The sequence below is a fragment of the Aeromonas sp. 603079 genome, assembly GCF_049172135.1.
GTDB lineage: Bacteria > Pseudomonadota > Gammaproteobacteria > Enterobacterales > Aeromonadaceae > Aeromonas > Aeromonas veronii.
Window position 1 is genome coordinate 58572 of record NZ_JAAKPX010000015.1, and the last position, 26174, is coordinate 84745.

Genomic DNA, 26174 nt, shown 5'->3' on the forward strand with positions numbered 1-26174 from the left:
TTATTTGCTGACGTAATGGATCAGGGTACCTTCCGGCTCACCCATGATAACCCGGCGCAAAGCGCCCGGCTTGTTCATGTTGAACACCCGGATCGGCAGATCATGGTCACGTGCCAGAGTAAAAGCAGCAAGATCCATCACCTTGAGCTCTTTTTCAAGAACTTCATCATAACTCAATTCATGGTACAGCACGGCATCCGGATTCTTGACTGGATCTTCGTTGTATACACCATCAACCTTGGTGGCCTTGAGCACTACATCGGCTTCGATCTCGATCCCGCGCAGGCAAGCCGCAGAATCGGTAGTGAAGAAGGGGTTGCCAGTACCGGCAGAGAAGATCACCACTTTGCCTGCACGCAGCTGGCTGATTGCCTCGGCCCAGCTGTAGGAATCACAAACCCCTTGCAGGGAAATGGCAGACATCAGACGGGCATTCACATAAGCACGATGCAGAGCATCACGCATGGCCAGACCGTTCATCACGGTTGCCAGCATACCCATGTGGTCGCCCACCACGCGGTTCATGCCCGCCTTGGCAAGACCGGCACCACGGAACAGGTTGCCGCCACCGATGACCAGACCGACCTGAACACCCAGCTCAACCAGCTCTTTGATCTCTTGGGCCATCCGCTCCAGCACTGCCGGATCAATGCCGAAACCCTCGGATCCTTGCAGGGCTTCACCACTCAACTTCAGAAGAACACGTCTGTATGCAGGTTTGGGATTGGTACTCATGTCACTGATTCCTGGTCATATAAAGACCGCGACATAAGTCGCGGTCTGGGGAAACGGAAAAACCGGTTCGATTAGGCCTTTTGAGCGGCCGCGATTTGGGCTGCAACTTCAGCAGCGAAATCGGTCTCTTGCTTCTCGATGCCTTCGCCCACTTCGAAACGGGTGAAGGAGACAACGTCAGCGCCTTCTTTCTTCAGCAGCTCGGCAACAGTCATGGAAGGATCTTTCACGAACGGCTGACCAGTCAGGGAAACCTCACCGGTGAACTTCTTCATGCGACCTTCAACCATCTTCTCGGCGATCTCTTTCGGCTTGCCGGAGTTGATGGCGATGTCGATCTGGATTTCGCGCTCTTTGGCAACGACTTCAGCAGATACATCTTCAGGCTTGACGAATTGCGGGCTGTTGGCTGCAACGTGCATGGCCAGATCTTTGGCCAGTTCGTCGGAACCACCGGTCAGCTTGGTGATAACACCGATGCGGGAACCGTGAACGTAGGTGCCCAGGTTGTCACCTTCAACCAGCATCACGCGACGCAGGTTCATGTTCTCACCGATCTTGGCGATCAGGTTGGTGATGGTCAGCTCGACGGATTCGCCGTTGCCAAAATCAGCGGCTTTCAGCGCATCAACGTCTGCGATCTTCTGGGTAGCTGCGATCTCGACGATCTTCTGACCCATGGCCAGGAAACCGGCATCCTTGGAAACGAAGTCAGTCTCGCAGTTCAGCTCGATCATGACGGCAACGTTGCCTTCGGTACGGGCGAAAATCACACCTTCAGCGGCGATACGGCCAGCTTTCTTGGCGGCTTTGGCCTGACCGGATTTACGCATGTTCTCGATGGCCAGCTCGATATCGCCGTTGGCCTCTTCCAGTGCTTTTTTGCAATCCATCATGCCAGCGGCGGTGCGCTCGCGCAGTTCTTTTACCAGGGCGGCAGAAATGTTTGCCATGTCCAGTATCCTCGGTCTTGAATTGACAAGAAACAGGGGCCACAAGGGCCCCTGCTAACCAATTACATCAGCTTGGTTAATAAGGGCTTTGCAGACCTTATCAATTACTCAGCTTCAACGAAGCCATCTTGTTCGGCTTGAACAACGATGTCCTGCTCGCGAGCTTCCAGTACGGTGTCAGCAGCAGCATTCAGGTACAGCTGTACGGCACGGATAGCGTCGTCGTTACCCGGGATGACGTAATCAACGCCGTCCGGGTTGGAGTTGGTATCAACGATGGAAACTACCGGGATACCCAGGTTGTTGGCTTCTTTGATAGCGATGTGCTCGTGGTCGGCATCGACAACGAACAGAACGTCAGGCAGGCCGCCCATGTTCTTGATACCACCCAGGCTCTTCTCCAGCTTTTCCATTTCGCGAGTACGCATCAGCGCCTCTTTCTTGGTCAGCTTCTCGAAGGTACCGTCCTGGCTCTGGGTTTCCAGATCTTTCAGGCGCTTGATGGACTGACGAACGGTTTTCCAGTTGGTCAGCATGCCGCCCAGCCAGCGGTGGTTAACATAGAACTGGTCGCAACGCTCAGCGGCTTCTTTTACGGCTTCAGACGCGGCACGCTTGGTACCTACGAACAGTACCTTGCCTTTCTTGGCAGCTACGGAGCTGATGAAGTTCATGGCATCGTCAAACATCGGAACGGTTTTTTCCAGGTTGATGATGTGAACTTTGCTGCGGGCACCGAAGATGTAGGATTTCATTTTCGGGTTCCAGTAACGAGTCTGGTGACCGAAGTGAACGCCAGCTTGCAGCATGTCGCGCATAGAAACTTTAGCCATTTTATACCTCTATATTGGGGTTAGGCCTCCACACATCCCATATAACCGACCCGTTAAGGCACCCCGGCATATGTGTCGATGTGTGTGTGTTGTTTAAGTAAGGGTGATGAAATCGGGACGCAAGTTCCCCATTCCGGCGCGCTTTATATCATAACTTTGTTCAGGACACCACCGGCCGACACCCTAAACAGGTGTAAATATGGATCCCGCCAGAGGATGCTGCGACGCTGATTTGACGTTGTGATGACAATCACACTGGAAGTACGAGGGGGTTGCGGATAAAATTTTGCCCTGATTGCAAACGCATCTATTTTTCATTACCTGTCCTGTCTGCCCTCGCAGGCCCAGCGGCAGGCCGCAAGAGAGATCCCATGTCCATTAAAATCAAGACACCGGAAGAGATTGAAAAGATGCGCGTTGCCGGCCAATTGGCCGCCGATGTGCTGGTCATGATTGCGCCCCATGTCAAAGCTGGCGTCACCACTGACGAACTGAACACCCTCTGCCACGACTATATTGTCGACGTACAACAGGCGGTTCCAGCTCCGCTCAACTACCACGGCTTCCCCAAATCCATCTGCACCTCGGTGAACGATGTGATCTGCCACGGTATCCCGAATCACAAGAAGCTGCGTGATGGCGATATCATCAACCTGGATATCACCGTCATCAAGGATGGCTACCACGGCGATACCTCGGCCATGTTCATCGTGGGTGAAACCACCCCGCTGCGCCGCCAGCTCTGCAAGGTTGCGCAAGAGAGCCTCTATGCCGCCATCAAGAAGGTGCGTCCGGGTGCCTGCATTACCGAGATTGGGGCCGTCATTCAGCCCATCGTCGAGAAGGCCGGTTTCTCTGTGGTGCGTGACTACTGCGGTCACGGCATCGGTGCCGAGTTCCACGAAGAGCCGCAGATCCTCCACTACCGCAACAGCGGCAAGCTGGAGCTGAAAGCGGGCATGTGCTTCACCATCGAGCCCATGGTCAACAGCAAGAAGTATCACTGCAAGGTCAATCCGAAGGATGGCTGGACCGTGACCACCAAGGATGGCGGCGACTCCGCCCAGTGGGAGCACACCCTGCTGGTGACCGATGATGGCTGCGAGGTGCTAACCCTGCGCCCCGATGACACTATCGACCGCTTCATCAAACACAGCTAACATCGAACCCCGGCCCTTGTGAAAAGCGCCGGGGTTTTTACTGCCTGTTTCAGCCAGATGCCTGCCACTTGTGTGTGAGATGCCATGGACGCCAGCCTGCTTTCCCCTCATCTGTTACCCGACGACCAGCTCACCCGCGATAACTGCAAAGAGTACCTGAGCCGCTTTCTCGGCTGGCTGCACGCCCGTTTCGATGCCGGTGACAACATCATCGAGCTGGTTGCCACCCGCTCCGAATACATGGATCAGTTGCTCTGCCGCCTGTGGCAGAAGTTTGGCTTCGACAAGAGCGACCTGACCCTGATCGCGGTGGGGGGCTATGGCCGCGGCGAGCTGCACCCCCACTCCGATATCGACCTGCTGATCCTCTATGACGGCGACGAACTGGACGAAGTGTTGGGACTACGCATTGGCGAGTTCATCACCCTGTTGTGGGATCTCAAGCTGGAGGTGGGTCAGGCGGTGCGCAACGTGGCGGAGTGCCTCGAGCAGGGGCGCGCCGATATTACGGTCGCCACCAACCTCATCGAGGCCCGCTACATCACTGGTCGCCAAGAGGGCTTTCGGCAACTGAAAGAGGCCACCGGCCCCCAGCACTTCTGGCCAAGTGAAGCCTTCTTTCGTGCCAAGCGCCAAGAGCAGGCGGAGCGGCACCAGCAGTTTCTCGGTACCGCCTACAAACTGGAGCCGGATCTCAAGTGCAATCCGGGCGGCCTGCGCGACATTCAGACCCTGGCCTGGGTCGCCCGTCGCCACTTCGGCGCCACCACCTTGTTCGAGATGACCAGCCACGGCTTTCTCAACCGCGCCGAGTACCGCGAGCTGCTCGACTGCCAGAACTTCCTCTGGAAGGTGCGTTTCGCCCTACATATGGCCATCAACAAGGGGGACAACCGCCTGCTGTTCGACCGCCAGCGCACCGTGGCCCAGATGCTGGGCTTCGAGGGGGAAGGGAACGCTCCGGTCGAGCAGATGATGAAGCGCTTCTACCAGACGGTGCGGCGGGTCGCCGAACTCAACGAGATGCTGCTGCAACTGTTTGACGAGGCGATCCTCGGCAACAGCGCCATGGATGTGCGCCGCCTCTCCGACGAGTTCCAGCTCCGTGGCCGCCTCATCGATGCGGTCGATGCCGAGCTGTTTGCCCGTGAACCGGTCGCTATTCTGCGTCTCTTCTATCAGATGGCCCAGCATCCCGAGATTGCGGGCATCCACTCCGCCACCCTGCGCCAGCTGCGCGAGGCGCGCCGCAAGCTCAACTGCTGGCTGCAGGAGTTGCCGGACTGCCGCCGCCTGTTTATGGCGCTGCTGCGCCATCCCAACGGCATCGGCCTGCCGCTTACCCTGATGCACAAATACGGCATCCTCGCTGCCTATCTGCCGCAATGGAACCTCATCGTCGGCCAGATGCAGTTTGACATGTTCCACGCCTATACGGTGGATGAGCACACCCACCGGCTGCTCAAGAACATTCACGGCTTTCCCAACCCGGCCAATCGCCAGAGCCACCCGCTCTGCCATGAAGTGTTCACCCGACTGCGTAAACCGGAGCTGCTCAGCATCGCCGCCCTGTTCCACGATATCGCCAAGGGGCGGCGCGGCGATCACTCGGAACTTGGCGCCGTCGATGCGCTGGAGTTCTGTCAGCTGCACGGCCTCGATCGCTACGAGAGCCGGCTGGTCGCCTGGCTGGTGCGCCACCACCTGCTGATGTCGGTCACCGCCCAGCGCCGCGATATATACGATCCCGACGTGGTTACCGACTTTGCCCAGAAGGTGCGCGACGAGCAGCATCTCGACCTGCTCTACTGCCTCACCGTGGCCGATATCTGCGCCACCAACGATAGCCTGTGGAACGACTGGAAGGGCACCCTGCTGCGCGAGCTCTACTTCGCCACCCAGAAGGCGCTGCGTCAGGGGCTGGAGAACCCGCCCGACATGCGGCTGCGCATTCGCGAAAATCAGCGTCAGGCCAAGCAACTGCTGGCACAACGGGATGTATCGGAAGAAGCGATCAATCAGCTCTGGGGCGACTTCAAGGCTGATTACTTCCTGCGTCACAGCCCGGAACAGATCGCCTGGCACTGCCGCCACATCATCGAGCATGGCGACAATCCGGCTCCGCTGGTGATCATCGGCAAACACCCGACCCGCGGCGGCAGCGAGGTGTTCATCTACTGTCGCGACACGCCGAACCTGTTTGCCACCGTGGCCTCGGCGCTGGATCAGAAGAACCTCAACATCCACGACGCCCAGATCATGAACTCGCGCAGCAACTATGTGCTCGATACCTTTGTGGTGCTGGAACCGAACGGCGAACCCATCAGCCCCAACCGCACCGCCACCATCAAGAAGGCGCTGGAGAAAGCGCTGCAGGAGCCGGGCAAGCTGGTACTGCGCAGCAAGCCGTTGTCGCGCCGCCACCGCCAGTTCAGCGTACCAACACGGGTGGTCTTCCTACCCCATAAAGGGGAAAGCCGCCACACTCTGATGGAGCTGACCGCCCTCGACACTCCCGGCCTGCTGGCGCGGATCGGCGCCGTGTTCCAGCAGTGTGGTCTGTCGCTGCATGCCGCCAAGATCGCCACCTTTGGCGAGCGGGTCGAGGACTTTTTCAGCCTGACCAGCCTCGATGGCGAGCCATTGACCGCCGAGCAACAACAGCAATTGGAAGAGCGACTGGTTCATCAGCTTAATCCGCAGCAATTTGCTATGGAGTGAGTGCAATCTGATTCGAAAGAGGCGGTTTTCACCTCTTTTTTCCCATACCAAACAAATGGTTGGCCGGGAAATATGGACGAAATGGTCGTTGGCTGGAAGAATTCCGGTCAGCCACTTAAAAACAGTCGGAAAAGTGTGATACAACAAACAGAATTTTTTAAAGGAAACCTGTCATGACCGAGTTGCAACAGATCATTGAAGCGGCCTTCGAGCGCCGCGACACCATTACCCCGAGCACTGTGGACAGCGCTACCAAGTCCGCCATCCTGCAAGTCATCGAACTGCTGGACTCCGGCAAGGCCCGGGTTGCCGAGAAGATCGCCGGTGAGTGGGTCGTTCATCAGTGGTTGAAGAAAGCGGTACTGCTCTCGTTCCGTATCAACGACAACTACATCATCAAGGGCGACGATGCCCAATACTACGACAAGGTTCCCCTCAAGTTCTCCAACTACACCGCCGAGCAGTTCAAGGAAGCGGGTGTGCGCGTGGTGCCGCCGGCGACCGCCCGCAAAGGCTCCTTTATCGCCCCCAATACCGTGCTGATGCCCTCCTATGTCAACATCGGCGCCTTCGTTGACGAAGGTACCATGGTCGATACCTGGGCTACTGTCGGCTCTTGCGCCCAGATCGGTAAGAACGTCCACCTCTCCGGCGGCGTCGGCATCGGCGGCGTACTGGAACCGCTGCAGGCCAACCCGACCATCATCGAAGACAACTGCTTTATCGGCGCCCGCTCCGAAGTGGTTGAAGGGGTCATCGTCGAGGAAGGTTCCGTCATCTCCATGGGCGTCTTCATCGGCCAGTCCACCCGCATCTATGACCGTGAAACTGGCGAAATCCACTACGGCCGCGTACCGGCTGGCTCCGTGGTCGTCTCCGGCTCCCTGCCCTCCAAATGCGGCAAGTACAGCCTCTACGCGGCGGTGATCGTCAAGAAGGTCGATGCCAAGACTCGCGCCAAAGTCGGCATTAACGCCCTGCTGCGCTCCATCGACGAGTAATCAGCATAGCTGTGATGAAAAGGGCGCCTGATGGCGCCCTTTTGATTTTGGCGCCCTTGTCACAGGCAAGCCATGAGGCATCGGTTAAGATGGATGGGACAGGATCGTTTCAAACCGAGGAAGCCTGATGTACGAGAATCTCAAGAGCCTGGGGATCCAGGATCCCACCTCAGTGGACAGCTATACCCTGCGCCAGGAGGCCAACCACGACATCCTCAAGATCTACTTCAAAAAGCAGAAGGGCGAGTTCTTCGCCAAGAGTGTCAAATTCAAGTATCCCCGCCAGCGCAAGACCATGCTGGTCGACTCCGGTACCCACGAGTACAAGGATGTCACCGAGATCAACGCCAACCTCAAATACGTGGTAGATGAACTCGACAGCCTGACCCAAGGTATCCATCTGCAGGCCGATCCGGACATCAAACAGAAGATCCTGCGCGACCTGCGCCATCTGGAAAAAGTGGTGCAGAACAAGATCAGCGAAATCGAGCGGGATCTCGAGAAACTCTAGCCACACCGATTCGACAAAAGAGCGCCCTGGTGGCGCTCTTTTTATTGGCTGGCTTTATGGGGATATGGGGTTATCTGGCAATGCCGTGCGATAAGGTGAGCGGAGCACACCACCTTGTGCTGTTGGGCCACCATTGAGCAACCCGTTACACATAGCCCCTTGGAAAACACAACCCCTGCCAAGCCCCGAGACACGCTACAAGCAACCACAAATAGCAAGAGGGAGGCTTTCGCCTCCCTCTTCAAACACGCTGATATTCAGGCAACAGAATTAGTTGCTCTTCATCCAGATGTCCATGTCGGTTTTCAGGTTGTCAGACTTGGTACCAAAGATGGCTTGAACGCCGGAACCAGCCACAACCACACCGGCTGCACCCAGCTTCTTCAGACCAGCCTGGTCAACTTTGGCAACATCTTTTACGCCAACACGCAGACGGGTGATGCAGGCATCCAGAGAAGCGATGTTCTCTTTACCACCGAAGGCGGCAACCAGAGCAGCAGACATCTCGTCTTTGCCTTGGCCAACGGCCTCTTCAGCAGTCTCGTCTTCACGACCCGGGGTTTTCAGGTTCATGGCACGGATAACGAAGCTGAATACGACGTAGTAGATGGCCGCGTAAACCAGACCCAGACCAACCAGCAGCAGCATGTTGTCGGCACGCGGTGATTGCACCACGAAGTCGATGAAACCGTTGGAGAAGGTGTGACCGTGTACGATCCCCAGAGAGTTGGTCAGCACATAAGCCAGACCAGCCAGTACAGCGTGGATGGCGTACAGAACCGGAGCGATGAACAGGAAGGAGAATTCAATCGGCTCGGTGATACCGGTCAGGAAAGAGGTCAGGGCTGCAGAGGCCATGATACCAACGATCTTGGCACGGTTTTCCGGCTTGGCAGCGTGAGCAATGGCGAACGCAGCAGCAGGCAGACCGAACATTTTGAACAGGTAGCCACCAGCCAGCTGACCAAAGCCGTTACCGGCAGCGCGGGACGCATCATCAGCAGTCAGGAAGCAGGTCATGATACCGTGAACAGTTTCACCAGCACCGTTGACACAGGTACCCGCCTGATAGAAGAACGGTACGTTCCAGATGTGGTGCAGACCGAACGGGATCAGGGAGCGCTCAACCACGCCGTAGATACCGAAGGCCAGTACCGGGTTCTGGTTGGCAGCCCAGTCAGAGAAGGCACCGATGGCGCCACCCACTGGCGGCCAAATCACGGACAGGATCACACCCAGACCGATGGAGAGGAAACCGGTGATGATGGGTACGGCACGTTTGCCCGCGAAGAAACCCAGGTACTCTGGCAGCTGGATCTTGTAGAAGCGGTTGAACGCCCAGGCAGCGATACCACCGGCCAGGATACCACCCAGCACGCCGGTTTCGATGGTTTCAACACCCATCACAGGTGCCATGACCTTCAGGGTTGCGACCATGATGCCGTAGCCAACGATGGCTGACAGACCGGATACACCGTCGTTATTGGTAAAGCCCAGAGCAACACCCACTGCAAACAGCAGGGCCATCTGGCCAAATACGGAACCACCGGCTTGCTCCATCAATTGGGAGACAATTTCCGGCATCCAGCTGAAGTGGGCAGCACCCACCCCCAGCAGAATACCTGCGACTGGCAAGACTGATACTGGCAGCATCAGCGCCTTACCAACCTTTTGCAGATTAGAGAAAGCATTTTTGAACATTGTGTGCGCTCCTGAATGGATTGTCGTCCCTGAACGATCTATCTGGATGAAATAAGCACTAATTCATTCAGATATCTTCGAGTCGGGCTTGTTTATTTTGACCATCAGAATATAACCCAGCGGGTCATAAATTGCTGCTTTCGAAGGCGGGGGAATATTGAATTTGGAGGGAAGATCACAACTTGTTTAGCGGCTAAAAAACGTCTCTAATATAAGTTAATAATCGGCATTATCACTTTATTACAAAGACATATAAATAGCAGTTTCACTTTGTATTTTAATAATGCCATTTACATCAAACAGAAACCAATTGTAACCAAATGTAACAGCTTGATTTTTATTTATTACAGCCTACCGATTAAAAAGGCCTCCAACAAGGGAGGCCTCAATAAATATATCTGACCAATAAATGGTCGTATTATTCTATTTTTGCGACCGCTTGACCGCATCAATAAACACGCTTTTTGCCTTGGTTGAACCAGCCCGCTCGGCCTCGTTCACCAGCTTCATCGCCTTGTCGATATCCCCCGTCTTGACCGCTTTTTCGATCTGGCTCTGGTAGAAGGCTTCTGTTTCACTCAGCATGGCAGGAGCAGGTTTGGCTGCGACCGCAGCTGTTGCAGTTGTGGTAACGGCTGCAGTCGTCGCTATCGCGGCAACCTGCTGACCCTGGCTCATGGCCACCTTATCGGCATATTCGGGTTTGAATACCGCATCAAGACCACTTCCACGGGCCATATCTTTGACTTTGATCTGCACCAAACCCCAAGGGGAGTGCGGGATCACCGGATCCTTGATATCAGGCTCAACGGTACCATTAGCACGAGCAAACGCTTTTGATGGATGAAGGATTGTTGTGCTGCCAGAGAGTTGGTCCGCAGGCGCATAGACGATCATGTATGTTTCGCTGGCCGGGTTGCCAGGCATGCTGCGGTCAACAAAGAGACGCCCTTCGATACGGTCGTTATCGAGCAGGTGAGCAGGCTGATAACTGAATACAGACTCACCCAGTACGCGAGTCACCTTGAACTCGGCATCCAGCATAATGACTTTGGGCACCATCACGGTTTTGCTCACCTGTGATGCCAGGCTAATCGCCAGATTACCGGTGTTGGCCGGCAGGCGATAAGCCGCAAAGTAACTCATCCCCTCATCAAACTGAAAAGTGGGTTGCTTGCCATCGATGGCCAGCAAGGTCTCACCTTCAGGCAAGGGGGCATAACTGAAATCTTTAAACGCCACACAGCAGCTGGAGGCTTTGGCCAACGCTTGCTTGGCTTGATCTGCATCGCTCAAGATAGAGCCATGTTCTTGCAGAGGAACAACCATGTTGCCGGCACAACCGGTTAATAGCGCAGTGATTACGGCTGCAATAGACATCTTTACCCGTTTCATTTTTCTTATCTCCATAATCCGGTGGCCGTGATCCGGCGAAACAAAACTGCCCCCATAAGGGGGCAGTCACTAACTTAACTTAAACTTTTGCTTACCACCAAGCTTCTGCTTGCACACCAAACTGGTAGGTGTCTTTGGAGGTATTGCCTTCGAAGACTTTCTTGTCTTCGTCGTTAGCCAGGTAGGAGGCGAACACACGGATTTCCGGACGGGCCCAGAAGCTGGAACCAGCAGACCAGGCTTGAGCCAGGGTCAGCTTGTAGCCGGCATCTTTGTCTTCGCTGCCATTGGTGGACTTGTTGTTGTCCTTGAAGTAACCGCCTTCAAAGATGGTCTTGTTGAAGTCATCCCACTTGTACATCGGGCGAACAACAACAGACATGGTTTCCCACTTGTCGTTGCCGTCCCACATTTCGTTGCCTACACCGTAAACCAGCTGGTGACCCATCTCCCAGGAGTTGCCCATCGGAACAACGCCCCAGTTGATGATACGGAAACCGTCAGCACCGTCTTTGGCTTCAGCGCCGTACCAGGAACCATCGCCATAGAAAGCCATGGTCTTGGAGTAACCTTCGGTACCGTATTGCAGCACGGTTTTGTTGAAACCACCGAGGATGCCAGCGGTCAGTTCAGCAGTCAGCATCACGCCATCTTGCGGATTCTTTTTCAGTGCTTTCTGATCGTTGGTCTCATTGACCAGAGCATAGTCAACGCCCAGTTCCAAGGACGCATCGGTCCACAGCGGGATGCCGGCATAACGCAGATCCAAGGTGTTAACGTTCAGATCTTCATTCTTCTGATAGGTCGGGTTACCGTTGCCATCCACTCCGGTTTGGGTGTACTGGCCAAACACATCGGCAGCGCTGCGATCGTTGCGTACCCATGCGAAAGAAACTTTACCCGGACCAGCCTGGATGCCTTCGATACCAGCACCGGCACCGGAGATGTTCCAGTAGTAGAAGTCGGAGATGTGGATGTCATGGCGTTGATAGTAACGCTTACCAGCCCACAGGGTTGCTTCAGGAGCAAAGTTCAGCAAGCCTTTGGCTTGTACGTTGAACTGACGCAGAGCGAAGTCGGAATCACCATTGCACTGCTTGGCATCGAAGTTACAAACAGTACCGGTACCTTCCCAGTCGTTTGAACCGTTGGAAGCCATGGCAAACATGGAATCAACATAGAAAGTCTTGCCATCTTTGTTGAATACTTCCTGACCCAGTTGCACTTCACCGTAGGTATCATTTTCGTTACCAAGACGGCCAACTTTATTGACGTTGTATTTAACCATGTCGCCGTCGCCGGAAACACCGACGCCGGAGCGGAAATAACCGTGGAAATCTACGGCAAAGGCGGCTTGGGAAGCCAGGGCGGCAGTAACAGCTGCTGCAATCGGGAGCCACTTCATTTTCATTGTCATATTCCTTATTTCCCGCAGTGAGGAGTGTGATCCTGAATATTCAACTTCTTATCACCATGTAATCCTGTCGGTGATAACCGAGGTTGATTATAGGGAGCGTATTTCACGACAAATATGAAGCGACTCACAAAATGGCGACAAATCGCTCGGCAAACGATCGCCACAACAACAACAAGTAAAAAAGCCATTAACCGCGCAATTAAAATCCGAAAAAAAAGAAAAACACACAACAACAGCAACCATGAAAGCGTTATCATTAATTAATTCGCGATAGAACCAAAGTCATTATTTTGTAGTTAGATGACAAAAACATGACTGAGATCGCTTTCAAGATGGAACTTTTATTTGGATGACGGGTCTGCGGTGCGCGTGAAACCATTACGGCAATGGAATGCTAAAAGGGGAAAATACCCCTCCGCCATCAGGGGAAATATGCGTTGCAGAGTGAGATGGTTTTTGTGCAAATAACAATCCCCTGCGACTTAAGGCTCAGGGGATTGATATGGCTCTATTTCAGAGAATATTCAGGGCTGAATATCCCACTTTTTCAGCCAGCTGAGTGCTACCTGTTCGGGTTCATCGTGCACGGTGGCATCCAGCTCCAGCGGGGGCATCACTCGCGTGGCCCCCAACTCTTGCAGCAATCCGTCCAGCCGACGGCCCGCGCCACAAAAATGGTCATAGCTGCTGTCCCCCATGGCAATCAGGGCATAACGCAATCCCTTGAGCCAAGGTGCCTTGTCGGCCAGCTCGCTGGCAAAAGGCTGCAGATTGGGTGGAATATCCCCCTGCCCGGTGGTGGCACTGACCAGCAATAAAAAACGGCCGGGGTCGATGTCCGCCAGCCGTGCTTCTTCGTGCAGAGAACAGTGATGCCCATTGCGTTCCAGCTCATCTGCCAAGGTCTCGGCCACCAACATGGCTGCGCCATAGACAGTTCCTACCACGATATCGATCTGCGCCATTCTCCTCTCCCTGTTTGAGTCACTCTTTTGAGCAACTCTATCAGCAAGCTGGCGTCAGATGCTACCGGTTCAGGGCTGAGGAGCAGGCGCTTAGTAGTCGCTCTCGCTGGCGGGCCAGCCCAGCTCGGCAAACAGGCGCAGCACATCCTGACCGAGCGGAGCCTGGATCCGCATTGGCACCTTGAGCACCGGATGGGTAAAGCTCAGGGTGCGGGCCACCAGCAGCAGCCGCTCGCAACCAAAGTGCTCGCGGAAGAAGCGGTTATGGCGGCCATCGCCGTGGGTGGTGTCGCCCACAATCGGGTGGAACAGATGATCCATATGGCGGCGTAGCTGATGCTTGCGGCCGGTCTTCGGGAACAATCGGACCAGACTGTAACGACTGGTGGGATGCTTCTTGGAGACCGCGTGGGGCAGCTCGACCTGATGCAGGCGCCGGAAAGTGGTGACGGCATCCTGCGCGGGACGATCCGGGTTGCTCATGGCATCGGCAATCTTGTCCAGCTGCTCCTTGAGGGGATAGTCGATCACCCCCTGCTCGGGCGCCCAGCCACGCACCAATGCCAGATACTCCTTGTGCACCTGACGCTGGGTAAAGGCTTCGGTCAGCGCGCGGGCAATCACCGGATCGAGCGCAAACAGCAGCACGCCTGAGGTGGGACGGTCGAGGCGATGCACCGGATAGACATGGCGACCACCGATGAGATCCCGGGTCATCTGCATGGCAAAACGGGTCTCGCCCTTGTCGAGCCAGCTGCGGTGCACCAGCAGACCGGACGGCTTGTTGACCGCCACCAGCCACTCATCCTGATAGAGCAGGGTCAGCTTCAGGTCACTCTCTTCTCGAGTTTGCGCAGGCATCATTGTTCGATCACTTTGCCGGAAAGCAGCAGATCGAAGCGGGCGATCAGGCGCAGCAGCGCTTCTGCCTCGGCCAGATCTTCTTTGTAGACTTCGCTGGCCATGGGATAGAGGGAAACGCTAGTTGGCAGCGGAGCCTGCAACATCACCAGCTGCTCCATGCGCGGGATCAGCACGAACTGCAGCCACTGATCAAAGCTCAGGGTATCGACACAAAAAGGCAGGGTGCTTGCCAGGGCTTCGTCACCGGGATGGTCAGCTTGCCAGCGCTCAAGGCGCTGCAACTCGGCGGTGAGTTCCCCCAACAGGCCAGCTACCAGCAAATATTGATTCATCTCGCTCTCTTCCTTATAACCACAGATTGATCCGCCGACCCGACAGGGTCAGCCAGGATGCCGATACATTCAGTCACGTAGCACCGGCGGTTCAGCCAGCTCGTCGACATACACAGCAGCCAGCGCGGCCTACCGCCTTTAAAAAAGGGCGATACTATACACCTCCCCCCGCATGGCTGCCATGTTGATATCTGCCGCAGCGCACGTCTGCTGCCACTGGCTATCCTCGGCAAGGGCCTTATAATCGGCCCGCATCACCATTAGCCGGATCTCACCATGTCTGTGACGCCTACTGCCATCAATACCTTGACCGAATTTCTGACTCAGGCTGGCACCCAGTTCCAGCTGTTTGACATGGGCCGCCAGGTGCGGCCACTGGCAAGCGACACCTTTGTGCGCATCGAACAGCAGCAGGAGCCCTATCCCTGGCCGCTGCAACAGCACGCCTGGCTCGGTGTACACTTCTTCCAGCCAAGCGAGTCTCGCCACTACCTCTGGTTCCTCAAGTTTGCCCTCGATGAGCGCGGCCTGCTGATGTCAAACGGCCCCAAGCTGTTCATGGATCAGGTGGTGGAGACCCTGGGCTACAAGCTCACCGGCGATCTGGACGAGGAAAAAGCCCAGCGCTTGGCCGACAATCCCTACACCTTCCGCCCGGCGGAGGCCAAGATGGCCAGTCTGCACGCCAAACTGGCGCGCCAGCTGGAACAGGCCCCTTCTGCCTATTACGATGCCCTCTGCCACTATCTGGCCGCCCCCAACGACACTGGTTGGCAGACGCTGGGGCTGCAGGGCTTTGCCGATCTGGCCGAACGACTGCATGATGAGCGCAATCTGGCGCTGATCTGCAAGGCGCTGCCCAAACTGCCGCAAGAGCCGCTCTACGCCCTCTGCCAAAGCCTTGAAAACGCCCCGCTGCCGCCGGCAGTACAAGGCGCCCTGCTTGAGCGGATCGGCAAGGAGCAGGAGTGCGCCGCCCCCAACCCTGAGACCCTGGCCTATCTCTGCCGCGCGATGTCCTCCTGTCCCGGCAGCTCTTTGCGCACCAACAAGCTACTGACCCTGCTGCAAACCCAGCCGAGCCCGGCGCTGCTGCTCGCCATTGCGGGCCGGCTCTGGCCCGACCTGAAAGATGCCAATCTGCTCAGCCACTATCTGGAACAGCTGGCACTGCAACCGACCCAGTTCTTCAATCAGGTTTTTGCCGAGTTGGTCACTTTACCGGCCCTGCGCAATGATATGCTGGCCAGACTGCGTGACCCCGACCGCAGCGATGCGCTGGGCAAGGCCATCGGCCGTCTGTTTGCCTCGGCCTGATCCCTCGCCCCCCCCTCACGCCACTAGGCAACACGGCGGGAAATAGAAAAGGAGATCGGGAGTACCGAGCAGGACTCCCGGTTATCGACATCACGATAAGGAAGCCCGCCTATGGGAGAGATGCTCGGAATTTTGTTGCTGATTGCGATTGCCGGCCTGTTCTGGCTGCAACGCCAACAGGCAGAAGTGGCCTGGCAATACATGCGCCGCTACTGCCAGCACCATGATCTGCAACTGCTGTCGCTGGCCCGCAACCGGCGGGAGCTGGCCCGCAATCCCCTGCGGCTGCTGACCCACTATCAGTTTGAATTCTCCAGCGATGGCGAGAGCCACTATCAGGGCACCCTCAAGATGCAGGGGCTGCACGTCGTAGGCGTTGATCTGCCACCCCATCGCATCCCCTCTGCCTGATCTCCACTCTCGTCTCTGCGCCCGATGGCTGTGCCTGTCTATAATCTCAGGGATTAAACAAAGGGAGAGACGAGATGGAACCCCTTGTCCACGATCTGCCAGCCCTGTTTGCCCAGCTCGGGATGGCCAACGACGAGCTGAGCCTGCACCGCTTTGTGCACGACCATCACCTCGACAATGAGACCCTGCTGCCGGAGGCCGGTTTCTGGAACGCCGCCCAGGCCAGCTTTCTGCGCGACGCCCTGTGGAACGACTCCGACTGGTGTGAAGCGATCGACCAGCTCGATGTGATGCTGCGCCAACCCCGCTAAGCCGCCCTTTCCTCCCCTGCCGGCTTTGGTTAAGATCCCGCCCCGATATCGATCCCCCCTTCTCACCCAGAGCATGCTTATGTCCGCCCACGAGATCATCCGAATTGCCAACGAGCTGGCCGCCAAGGGCCTGACGCCCACCACTGCCATGATCAAGGCCCGCCTCACCCAGCCTGTGCCGATGGCCGAGCTGCTGAAAGTGCTGAGCCAGTGGAAGCAGCAGCCAGTTGCGACCGCCGAGAGCGAGCTCCTGCCAGAGGCTGTGCCTCAGCCAGCACCGGAGCTCACCCTGCAGCAACTCGCCGAACAGCTCGCGCGCATCGAACAGAAGGTGGATCGCCTGACCGACCTGCTCCTCCAGCAGAAGCAAGGCTGAACCATGTATATCATCGAACTCTGCTTTGAGTGCTACCGCGATACCTCCCTTGGCGACGCCGAGCGGGCCATCGTCAACTACCTAGACATGCTGCGTTATCAGGGCCAGATCCTCGGGCGGGAGTTCCCCACCAGCATGCATGAGGGCTATTTCGTCAGTCGGGTGGTCTGCCCAGAGCAGGATAGCCTGCACCCCGACAACCAGAGCGAGCTGGTCAAACTGGCCGAACAGCAGCTCAATCAGGCGGGGTTGCTGGCGCCCAAACTCCAGCTGCAGGGAGCGGATCTGCTCTCCGACAGCACAGATCCTTGCAGCCAGCAGGGCGAGCGGCCGAGCTGGATGATGCTCTACACCAGCTTCCTGCACACCTGCTCGCCGCTGCGCTGTGGCGACCACTTCGCCCCGATTCCGCTCTACCAGCTGCCCGCAGTCGCCAACGGAGATCAGAAGCAGATCATCAAGTGGCAGGAGGATTGGGAGGCGTGCGATCAGTTGCAGATGAACGGCTCCATCGCCGAACATGCGGCGCTGCACGAAATCGGCGAAGTGGGCAGCCGCCTCTACCGGCGCGGCACCGATCTGGCCAAACGGCTGGAAGTGCTGAGCGGCATCCCCACCTACTACTACCTCTACCGGGTGGGCGGGCTGAGCGCCGCCGAGGAGAAGGCGCGCCCCTGCCCCAGCTGTGGCGGTGAGTGGGCGCTGGCAGAGCCACTGCACGAGATCTTCGACTTCAAGTGCGACAGCTGCCGTCTGATCTCCAACCTCTCCTGGGATTTCAAGGATTAAGCGCGTTCCCTGTACGCGATGCCATAAAAAAGAGCCTTGCCGCATGGCAAGGCTCTTTTCGTTCCGATGGGTAACCTTGGCTCGAGCAGGTGCTATTGCGGCAACGTCTCCAGCCGTTCCAGAAACGCCGGCAAAGAGGGCGCCAGCGTCAGACGGCGGCCTGAATCGAGCCACTCCAGCCACACCTGACCACTCTCGTTATCCAGCGAGATGAGCGTCATCTCGTTGCGGGTGGTGGCAATAAAGATGGAGGGGGTTCGTTTTAACTTGCGCAGCATCAGCAGGTGGCCGATGAGGTTCTCCCTGAGCAGGTCGAGATCCGCGTCGTTCCATGGCAGGATCAATTCAAGGCGCAGCCCCTTGAAAAGGCAGGGGATGGGGCGGCTGAACCAGTGCCCGAACAGGGCAATGGCGCCGGGATGAATCGTCAGCTCGAGGGCATCGGCCATGGCTGTAAAATCGGCGGGTTCGGGACGATGGTGAGGACGCCAGGCCACCCGACCATCGGCAGGCTCACCAAGCTGGCAGGGGGAACGCCAGTCCGCCTCCCACTCGCACAGGGGCAGGCCTCGTCTGGCCTCGCCATCCCGTTGCCAGCGGGCAAAAAAGTGCTCCAGGGCAGACAAAACTTGATCCGACATCGAAAATCCCCACAATTGCTGGCAAAGTCCGCTATTGCACCACCAAACCCGGTAACAGACAAGGTTGCCAGCCGACCTAGTGACCCGGGAAACAGAACCCGGGATACAGAGAGGCCGACGCCCAAGCCAAGCGGCTGCAACCATCCGGCCCTGCAATGGCCCGTTTCATTCCACTCATCATGAGCACATTACGTGAGCAACCCTGTGAGCAAACAAGATAGATACGCCGGGGCCAGCGCCCTGACCGGCCTGAGCCTGGGCCAGCAATCCGATTACATTAGCCAGTACACCCCCTCCCTGCTGCAGCCGGTTCCACGTAGCCTGAACCGGGATGATCTCAAGCTGGGCGATGACCTGCCCTTTAGCGGTTGCGATGTCTGGACCCTCTATGAGCTCTCCTGGCTCAATGCCAAGGGCAAGCCGATGGTGGCGGTGGGTGAAGTGGCCATTCCGGCCACCAGTGCGAACCTGATCGAATCCAAATCCTTCAAGCTCTACCTCAACTCCTTCAACCAGACCCGTTGCGACTCTATCGAGGCAGTCGCCGCCATGCTGACCAAGGATCTGAGTGCCTGTGCCGGTGAGACCGTCAAGGTGACCCTGTTCCCCCTCGACAAGGCGCCGCACCAGATTGCCCTGCTGCCCGGCGAGTGCATTGATGAGCAGGATATCGAGGTAGACAATTACGAGTTTGATGCGTCCCTGCTGCAAGGGGCGGCCGGCAGCGAGCAGGTTGAAGAGACTCTGCACAGCCACCTGCTCAAATCCAACTGCCTGGTCACCAGCCAGCCCGACTGGGGCTCCGTGGTAATCCGCTACAAGGGGCCGAAACTCGATCGGGAGAAGCTGCTGCGCTACCTCATCTCGTTCCGCCAACACAACGAGTTCCACGAGCAGTGCATCGAGCGGATCTTTATCGACCTCAAGCACTATTGCCAGCCTGAGCAGTTGACCGTCTATGCACGCTATACCCGCCGCGGCGGCCTCGACATCAACCCGTTCCGCTCCGATTTCGAAGCCGTGCCAACCAACCTGCGTCTGATCCGTCAATAAGAGCAGACGTTGATAAAGGGCTTCCCGGTATCACACCCGAGCGCCCTGCTATCTCAACCCTGCTGGCGCCTTGATGCATCCGGCTACAAAGGAGCCTGAGCACACCATCAGTAAACGCTGGACTCGCAGGGGTGGGCTTGGATAACATGCCAACACCTCTGCGCCGTCCTTAATCCAATGAATCAACTGTTTTTTCTGGCTATGATGATGTCTTCTCTGTCCGCTCCGAATCTGGATCTGGACAAGGAGCAACTATCCCTGGATCTGCAACAGGCCCAATCACTGGTGCTGACCGACCCTGCCAGATGTGTTCAGATCACCTCCGCCTTTCTGACGCGTGCGGCCAATAATCCCCAGCAAATCATCAGTAATCGTCAGGAGTTCGGCTATCGCGAGCCTCTGCTCAGCTACAGCACCGTTTCGCAAACCATCGGAGCACACCTGCTTGAAGGGGAGTGCCGAATCCAGCTTGGCCAATATCAAGCTACCCAGCAAACCCTCGACAAAGCGATGGAGCTGGCGGAGAGAGAACGCCAACCCGAACTCAAGGCCCACGCCCTCTATCTCAAAATCCGTAGCCAGGGGCTAAGGCAAGATGGCCAGAACAACAGCCGTATCCTGCTGGAACAATTGGACGAACAGCTGGCCCGTCCCGACCTCAAACAGAGCCAGTTACAGATCTATAGCCGCCTGCAACGCACCAGCTACGAGATTGAAAATCAGCATCTTGAAGACGCCAAGACCCATCTGGCGGATGCAAGGATCTGGGCTGCCAAAGCCACCAATCCTCTTGCCAGCGCCTGGGTCAGCGCCATCAGCGGCGACCTTTATCGTGTGCTGCAACAACCCCAGCTGGCACTGGGTGAATATATCGATGCCCAGCAGCAGGCCAAGAATCTCAACGACCCGCTCTTTCTCGGCTTGCTCTCCAACCAGATAGTCAAACTCTATCAGCAAGAGCAGGAGCCCCAGAAAGCACTGCAATATGCTAATGAAGCGGCCAACTATTTTCACTCCATCGGCAATCCGTCACTGCTATGCGACTCACTTATCGTGCTGGCCCGACTCAACCGCGATCAGGGCGACCTCAATATGGCGCTGGTCTACTTCTTCAATGCGCTGGATTTGCTTGATGAGGGAAGCAGTCGGCCGCATGCCTCTCTGCTCAAGTACGAGATAGGCAAGACCTATCTGCAAAGCGGTAACCTCTCGCTGGCCGGCAACTACCTCAATGCATCCCGGCAGTCCCACGAGTTGGGCGATGCCAAAGAGCCGCTGATCGATACCCTGCTGTTGCTCGGCGAGCTCTATCTGAAGAAGCAGGAGGCGGCCATCGCCATCCTGCAGCTGGAAAATGCCCGGGCACTGGCCAATCAGGTAGGCGACACTCGCCGCCAGTACGAAGTATTCCGCCTGTTGTCACTTGCGTATGAACAGAAGGGATACCTGCACCAGGCCCTCGACAGTTACAAGCGCTTCCATCGTTTGGGAGAAGAGGTTCGCCAGCAGGAAATTGATCAGGAGCAGGCTGCGATCCGCGACAACTATGTCCAGGTTGAACGGGTACAACACATCAAGGAGCTGGAGCAGCAGCTTAACAACAGCCAGCACCAGCAGGAGCGCTATCTCTGGTCGAGCATTACCACCAGCCTGCTGCTGGCGCTCTTTATCTACCTCTTCTTCACCCTCTGGCTAAAATTGCGTACCGCCCGTCTGCAACTGAAACGCACTGGCGAGGCCCTGCTGATCGAACCCCGCTCCGGACTTGCCAACTGGCAGCGGCTGATGAATCGCTGGCCGCGGGAGATGGCAAAACGCCAGCTGAAATCGGAGCGCTGGTATCTGAGCGAAGAGCACAGTGAATTCGATGACAAGCTGCACTATCTGCTGTTCCGGGTACCCTTCCTGGTCAATACGCTGGAGCGCCACGGCTATCAGGCCAGCCGTGAAATCGAGCAGGCGTTCGGCATCTATATGGATACCCTGACCCCGCAAGATGGCCGTATCTATGACTTGCGGGAAGGGCACATGCTGTACGTTGTGCCGCAGCGCCACGTGACCAACCTGCATCAACTTGCGGGAGACCTGCTAACCGCCATCGCCGCCTTCCCTTGCCAATACGAGCTTGATCGCCAGATAAGCCTGGGGATTGTCAGCCACCCCTTCCTGCCCAAGGCGGCGACCGCGCTCGATCACAATGGCCTGTTCGACCTCTGCTATCTCGCCCTGTCGGGAGCCATTCAGCTCAGTGAAAAATACCGGCAAAACGCCTGGTTGGAGCTCGCCGCCATCGATTGCCAGCAGGCTGCATTTTTTAATGGGGATGTGTGGCAATGCGGCTTGATGGCAATTGACAAGGGGCTGGTAAAAGTCAATTCTTCTCATGAAAAGCAATGGGTTAACTGGCCCAGCCTCGCAAGGATGCAAGCGGCTGAAGGCCAGCCGGCAAATAATAGATAACAGACGACACTCAACCTCGGGTTCGGCCACTGTTGCTATCCAACACCAAAAACAATAATGACAACAGGGCGACCTGATAATGAATGACATCGCTGCCGTAGCAGGACAATTGGCCAGGCTCAGGGAATCCCTCCAGCAAAAACAGCTGGAGCTCGACGGCGTTCTCTCCTTTTCCGATGCAGAGCGAGCTCGTGGCATCCAGTTTATCAACAAGCTGATGCTCTCTTGCCGCGGCTTCGATCGTGAGCTGGACAATCGCTTCGCCAAGCTCAAGCAGAGACTGGATAGCAATCCCGCATTCACCTCGCTGGATGCAGAGCTACTTGCCATCGAGAAGTTGCTGCAGCAGCACAGCAATGCACTGGAAGAGTCGCTCACCCTGACCCAGGCAGCCATTGATCTTGGCTCAAAACAGCTAAAAACCATCAAGGGCTTCCCGGAAGAGACCCGAAAATCCCTCAAGGAATTTCTGAAAAGCCCCGCCGGCTATGGTATTGCCGATCATCAAAAGAAGGTGATCCGCCTGCTTGAATTCTATCAGCAGGCGATCAAGATCCAGCTGCTGCCAAGCCAGCCACTGTCCGGCTCTTCAGCGCCCCAACAGCTAGAGAGCGAGCCCGGTTGTGAACCCCAACCTGATGTTGAGCCGTTTGACCTCAAAGATCATGCGCGTATCGCAGACGAACTGCAGCGGCTGATCACCGAACTTGATTTCGCCGGTTCAATTGGCGAGAGCCTCGGGGATATCCGCCGTCAACTGCTGATCGGCATCAATCCTGCCATGCTGGCAGAGACCTGTATGCAGGTCATCGAACTTATCATCGAAGGCACCCGCGAGGAGCGCAAAGCCTCCCGCGCCTTTCTCAGCTCCCTCAACGAGAGCCTGTCAGCAGTGCATGTCGGCTTTACCGAATCCCTCGATGAGGGGCGTGCGCTACAAAATGAAACCCGTGAAACCCGCGAAGCTCTGGTCTGCGAACTGCAGGCGATCGACCACTCCCTGGCCAGCCATAACTCCATCGATGCGCTCAAGCGTGCCATCTCCGGCCATATGGGCGCCATCAATCTGCTGCTGCAAGAACGGGAAAGTACCGCAGCACGGGAACGTCACCTGCTCACCCGCCTCTCCACCATGGAGTCCAAGCTGCGCTTGATGAAGGATGAGACCGCCGAATACAAGAAGCGGCTGACCATTCAGAAGCACAAGCTGTTCCTCGACAGCCTGACTCAGGTACACAACCGGGCCGCCCTCGACGAGCGGCTGGAGCAGGAGTTCAAGCGCTGGCTTCGCTACCGCACTCCGCTCTGCATGGCGATCATCGACATCGATCACTTCAAGAACATCAATGACAATTATGGCCACATGGCCGGCGACAAGGCGTTGAAGGTTGTTGCCAAAGCGCTGCAGAGCGCCCTGCGTGACACTGACTTCATCGCCCGTTTCGGCGGCGAAGAGTTCGTGGTGCTGCTGCCCAATATCAACCCGGACAAGTTCCAGAAGCCGCTGGAAACCCTGCGCCAGACCATCAAGAGCATCCCGTTCCGTTTTCGCGATGCCAAGGTGGAGATCACCATCTCCATCGGCGCAACCCTGTTCAAGGATGGTGACAACCCCTCCGATGTGTTCGAACGGGCGGACAGAGCGCTCTACCACTCCAAGAACGCAGGTCGGGATCAAGTGACACTGGCCTGAGTGGTGACTAAAAAAACAGCGAACAGTCGTCGCCCTATTTCCCTCCCCCCTCCGTTGCCACTACTATCAAACTCAGGGGATGCAACATGGCATCCCTTTTCTCCCCAGGGAAAAAACACAACGATAACAAGTGAGTAAAGGGGAACCTATGATTACGCACATCAATCCCGTTGGCAGCATGGATTTGCTGTCACAGCTTGAGGTGGATCGCCTCAAGCAGACTGCCTCCAGCGATATCTATCAACTGTTTCGCAACTGCTCGCTGGCGGTGCTCAATTCCGGCAGCCATACCGACAGCTCCAAGGAGATCCTGGAGCGCTTCAAATCATTCGACATTCATGTGATCCGGCGCGAGCGCGGGGTCAAGCTGGAACTGTTCAACGCCCCCGAGCACGCGTTCGTCGATGGCGAGATCATTCGTGGTATTCAGGAGCACCTCTTCTCGGTGCTGCGCGACATTCTCTATGTCTCCAACCAGCTTGAATCGAACCGGCTGGTCAACCTCACCAATTCGACTCATATCTCCAACGTGGTGTTCGCCATCCTGCGCAACGCCAAGGTGATCCTGCCTGGCGCCGATCCCAACCTGATCGTCTGCTGGGGTGGCCACTCCATCAACGAGATCGAGTACCAGTACACCCGCGCCGTGGGCAGCGAACTGGGCTTGCGTGAGCTGAACATCTGTACCGGCTGTGGCCCTGGCGCCATGGAGGGTCCGATGAAGGGGGCCGCCGTCGGCCATGCCAAACAACGGGTACGCAACGGGCGCTACATCGGCCTGACCGAGCCCTCCATTATCGCGGCCGAACCGCCCAACCCCATCGTCAACGAGCTGGTGATCCTGCCGGATATCGAGAAACGGCTGGAAGCCTTCGTGCGCCTCGGCCATGGCATCATCATCTTCCCGGGCGGAGTCGGCACCGCCGAAGAGCTGCTCTATCTGCTCGGCATCATGATGCATCCGGCCAACGAGCGGCAGCCGATGCCCATCATCCTGACCGGCCCGAAAGAGAGTGCCGACTACTTCCGTGCCATCGACGACTTCATCAAGGCGACCCTAGGTGAACCGGCGACCAAGCTCTACCGGATCATTGTCGGCGATGCACCGGAAGTGGCCCGGGTGATGAAAGAGGCGATGCCGAAAATCCGCGAATACCGCAAATCGGTCGGCGATGCCTACTCTTTCAACTGGTCCCTCAAGATTGAACCGGAGTTCCAGCTCCCCTTCGAGCCGGATCACGCCAGCATGGCAAGTCTGGATCTGCACCGCAACCAGCCGCCCCAGTTGCTGGCAGCCAACCTGCGTCGTGCCTTCTCCGGTATCGTCGCCGGCAACGTCAAGGAAGGGGGCATTCGCGCCATCGAGAAGAAAGGCCCCTTCAAGCTGCACGGCGACAAGGAGCTGATGCACCTGATGGACAAGCTGCTGGAGAGTTTCGTCAAGCAGCAGCGGATGAAGCTGCCGGGCAGCCAGTATGTGCCCTGCTACGAAATCGTCCGCTAGGGTACAGATACATCATCGACAGAGGGGCGCATCGGCGCCCCTCTTTATTGGCTCAATGCCTTCCCGACTGCCATCAATCCCCCATAAGGCGAGCGGTTTGTTACAATGGGGCGTCCCTACCGCCAAGAGTGCCCCATGTCAGCTATCCGGCCACACCTGCTCATCATCGATGCCCTCAATCTCATTCGCCGTCTGCACGCGGTACAGGCCCAGCAGGCACTGACCCCTGCCCAGGCGCTGGTTGCAACTCGCGCCAACCTTATCAATACCTGCCGCAAGCTGCTGGCCAATAGCGAGCCAACCCATGTCATTGCCGTGTTTGATGGCGAGGTGCATAGCTGGCGCAAAGAGGTCTATCCGGCCTACAAGGAGGGGCGAACCCCCATGCCCCCTGAACTGCGTGAGGGGTTGGCGACCCTGCAGGATGCCTTTTGGGAGTGCGGTGTCGATGCCCTGCTCTCCGAGACCGATGAAGCGGATGACCTTATCGCCACCCTGGCCAGCGGCATCGCCAGCCATGGCCATCAGGCGACCATCATCTCCACCGACAAGGGCTTCTGCCAACTGATCTGCCCGCAGATCCGGGTACGCGACTACTTCAACAAACGCTGGCTGGATGCCGCCTTCGTCCAGCAGCAATATGGGGTAGCCCCTGCTCAGCTGGTCGACTTCTGGGCCCTGACCGGTATCAGCGGTTCCAATATCAAGGGGGTTCCGGGGATCGGCCCCAAGACCGCCACCCAGCTGTTGCAGCAATATGGCAATCTGGCAGCCATGCTCGAAGCCTGTCAGCAAGAGGATGCCGCCAAGCCACTGCTCAAGCTGCGCCAGCATCAGGATGAGGCCCTGCTGGCCCAGCGGCTGGTGCGCTTGCAGCGGGATATTCCACTGGGATTCAACCTGCGGGACATCCGCTACCCGCCCCAGCCGGACTAAATGGCCGAACAAAAATGCAGGCAAGGGGGCGAACCATGACGAGACTCACCCTCGCTGTTGATGAAAGTGAGTAGAATGTAAAGGAATGTGGTTGG

The 26174-nt window shown here is 57.0% G+C and carries 24 protein-coding genes; 14 read left to right on the forward strand and 10 right to left on the reverse strand.

All coding sequences use genetic code 11. The features are described 5' to 3' along the window. The 3 genes from pyrH to rpsB all read right to left on the reverse strand — a co-directional run bounded on the left by pyrH (nucleotide 1) and on the right by rpsB (nucleotide 2521). Nucleotides 1-735, reverse strand: coding sequence for a UMP kinase (pyrH, locus tag G5287_RS12685; protein ID WP_005343782.1), 735 nt, complete (start codon nucleotides 733-735; stop codon nucleotides 1-3). A 71-nt stretch (nucleotides 736-806) separates the two neighbouring features. Beyond that, entirely contained in the window at nucleotides 807-1688 is an 882-nt protein-coding gene (gene tsf, locus G5287_RS12690; RefSeq protein ID WP_005343781.1) for a translation elongation factor Ts, read from the reverse strand. Nucleotides 1689-1792: 104 nt separating this feature from the next. Beyond that, nucleotides 1793-2521: a 30S ribosomal protein S2 gene (gene rpsB, locus G5287_RS12695; protein ID WP_204385178.1), complete on the reverse strand. Its 729-nt coding sequence runs from the start codon at nucleotides 2519-2521 to the stop codon at nucleotides 1793-1795. Between the two features lie 371 nt (nucleotides 2522-2892). On the opposite strand from rpsB, the gene map reads away from it, so the two are divergent. The 4 genes from map to G5287_RS12715 all read left to right on the forward strand — a co-directional run bounded on the left by map (nucleotide 2893) and on the right by G5287_RS12715 (nucleotide 7914). Continuing rightward, entirely contained in the window at nucleotides 2893-3681 is a 789-nt protein-coding gene (gene map, locus G5287_RS12700) for a type I methionyl aminopeptidase (protein ID WP_021229216.1), read from the forward strand. Nucleotides 3682-3765: 84 nt separating this feature from the next. Continuing rightward, complete coding sequence (gene glnD, locus G5287_RS12705) at nucleotides 3766-6402, forward strand: bifunctional uridylyltransferase/uridylyl-removing protein GlnD (RefSeq protein ID WP_421222312.1); 2637 nt, start codon at nucleotides 3766-3768, stop codon at nucleotides 6400-6402. Nucleotides 6403-6575: 173 nt separating this feature from the next. Further along, nucleotides 6576-7403, forward strand: coding sequence for a 2,3,4,5-tetrahydropyridine-2,6-dicarboxylate N-succinyltransferase (gene dapD / locus G5287_RS12710; RefSeq protein ID WP_421222314.1), 828 nt, complete (start codon nucleotides 6576-6578; stop codon nucleotides 7401-7403). 127 nt (nucleotides 7404-7530) lie between these two features. After that, complete coding sequence (locus G5287_RS12715; protein ID WP_005343775.1) at nucleotides 7531-7914, forward strand: DUF3461 family protein; 384 nt, start codon at nucleotides 7531-7533, stop codon at nucleotides 7912-7914. A gap of 270 nt (nucleotides 7915-8184) precedes the next feature. Here G5287_RS12715 and ptsG read toward each other — a convergent pair whose 3' ends face one another. The 6 genes from ptsG to G5287_RS12745 form a co-directional block, all read right to left on the reverse strand. Further along, nucleotides 8185-9615, reverse strand: coding sequence for a PTS glucose transporter subunit IIBC (gene ptsG, locus G5287_RS12720; protein ID WP_005338586.1), 1431 nt, complete (start codon nucleotides 9613-9615; stop codon nucleotides 8185-8187). A gap of 423 nt (nucleotides 9616-10038) precedes the next feature. Next, nucleotides 10039-11010 carry a MalM family protein gene (locus G5287_RS12725; RefSeq protein WP_421172794.1) on the reverse strand — a complete coding sequence of 324 codons (972 nt, stop codon included), beginning with the start codon at nucleotides 11008-11010 and terminating at the stop codon, nucleotides 10039-10041. Nucleotides 11011-11101: 91 nt separating this feature from the next. Continuing rightward, a complete protein-coding gene (locus G5287_RS12730) occupies nucleotides 11102-12421 on the reverse strand; it encodes a maltoporin (RefSeq protein ID WP_302054505.1) in 1320 nt (439 codons plus the stop codon). A gap of 530 nt (nucleotides 12422-12951) precedes the next feature. Beyond that, the gene (locus G5287_RS12735; RefSeq protein ID WP_201991790.1) at nucleotides 12952-13392 is read right to left on the reverse strand and encodes a flavodoxin; all 441 of its coding nucleotides are present in this window, start codon (nucleotides 13390-13392) and stop codon (nucleotides 12952-12954) included. 90 nt (nucleotides 13393-13482) lie between these two features. Beyond that, nucleotides 13483-14256 (reverse strand): tRNA pseudouridine(65) synthase TruC, encoded by a 774-nt coding sequence (truC, locus tag G5287_RS12740; protein WP_019445213.1) that lies wholly within the window; start codon nucleotides 14254-14256, stop codon nucleotides 13483-13485. Beyond that, on the reverse strand, nucleotides 14253-14588 hold the full coding sequence (locus G5287_RS12745; protein WP_005338596.1) for a YqcC family protein: 336 nt from the start codon (nucleotides 14586-14588) through the stop codon (nucleotides 14253-14255). The genes truC and G5287_RS12745 overlap by 4 nt, the downstream gene beginning before the upstream one ends. A gap of 276 nt (nucleotides 14589-14864) precedes the next feature. Between G5287_RS12745 and G5287_RS12750 the strand changes: the two genes are divergently transcribed. From G5287_RS12750 to G5287_RS12770, 5 genes are all read left to right on the forward strand, one after another. Then, nucleotides 14865-15905 (forward strand): DUF3549 family protein, encoded by a 1041-nt coding sequence (locus G5287_RS12750; protein WP_421231391.1) that lies wholly within the window; start codon nucleotides 14865-14867, stop codon nucleotides 15903-15905. A 111-nt stretch (nucleotides 15906-16016) separates the two neighbouring features. Next, on the forward strand, nucleotides 16017-16316 hold the full coding sequence (locus G5287_RS12755) for a DUF3301 domain-containing protein (RefSeq protein WP_042657215.1): 300 nt from the start codon (nucleotides 16017-16019) through the stop codon (nucleotides 16314-16316). A 74-nt stretch (nucleotides 16317-16390) separates the two neighbouring features. Next, on the forward strand, nucleotides 16391-16627 hold the full coding sequence (locus G5287_RS12760; protein WP_005338602.1) for a DUF2789 family protein: 237 nt from the start codon (nucleotides 16391-16393) through the stop codon (nucleotides 16625-16627). 79 nt (nucleotides 16628-16706) lie between these two features. Beyond that, the gene (locus tag G5287_RS12765; protein WP_421231392.1) at nucleotides 16707-17003 is read left to right on the forward strand and encodes a DNA-binding protein; all 297 of its coding nucleotides are present in this window, start codon (nucleotides 16707-16709) and stop codon (nucleotides 17001-17003) included. Nucleotides 17004-17006: 3 nt separating this feature from the next. Next, nucleotides 17007-17792, forward strand: coding sequence for a Zn-ribbon-containing protein (locus G5287_RS12770; RefSeq protein WP_421231393.1), 786 nt, complete (start codon nucleotides 17007-17009; stop codon nucleotides 17790-17792). Between the two features lie 92 nt (nucleotides 17793-17884). Here G5287_RS12770 and syd read toward each other — a convergent pair whose 3' ends face one another. Further along, nucleotides 17885-18433, reverse strand: coding sequence for a SecY-interacting protein (gene syd, locus G5287_RS12775; RefSeq protein ID WP_201943214.1), 549 nt, complete (start codon nucleotides 18431-18433; stop codon nucleotides 17885-17887). 204 nt (nucleotides 18434-18637) lie between these two features. Here syd and queF point away from each other — a divergent pair, with 204 nt between their 5' ends. From queF to xni, 5 genes are all read left to right on the forward strand, one after another. Then, nucleotides 18638-19486, forward strand: a complete 849-nt coding sequence (queF, locus tag G5287_RS12780) for an NADPH-dependent 7-cyano-7-deazaguanine reductase QueF (protein WP_101530823.1) — start codon at nucleotides 18638-18640, stop codon at nucleotides 19484-19486. Between the two features lie 177 nt (nucleotides 19487-19663). Beyond that, complete coding sequence (locus G5287_RS12785) at nucleotides 19664-21946, forward strand: hypothetical protein (protein ID WP_421231394.1); 2283 nt, start codon at nucleotides 19664-19666, stop codon at nucleotides 21944-21946. A 79-nt stretch (nucleotides 21947-22025) separates the two neighbouring features. Continuing rightward, nucleotides 22026-23639, forward strand: coding sequence for a diguanylate cyclase (locus G5287_RS12790; RefSeq protein ID WP_421231395.1), 1614 nt, complete (start codon nucleotides 22026-22028; stop codon nucleotides 23637-23639). Nucleotides 23640-23787: 148 nt separating this feature from the next. Then, nucleotides 23788-25143 carry a nucleotide 5'-monophosphate nucleosidase PpnN gene (ppnN, locus tag G5287_RS12795; RefSeq protein ID WP_019445906.1) on the forward strand — a complete coding sequence of 452 codons (1356 nt, stop codon included), beginning with the start codon at nucleotides 23788-23790 and terminating at the stop codon, nucleotides 25141-25143. A 135-nt stretch (nucleotides 25144-25278) separates the two neighbouring features. Continuing rightward, nucleotides 25279-26079 (forward strand): flap endonuclease Xni, encoded by an 801-nt coding sequence (gene xni, locus G5287_RS12800; protein ID WP_216958970.1) that lies wholly within the window; start codon nucleotides 25279-25281, stop codon nucleotides 26077-26079. Nucleotides 26080-26174 lie beyond the last annotated feature (95 nt).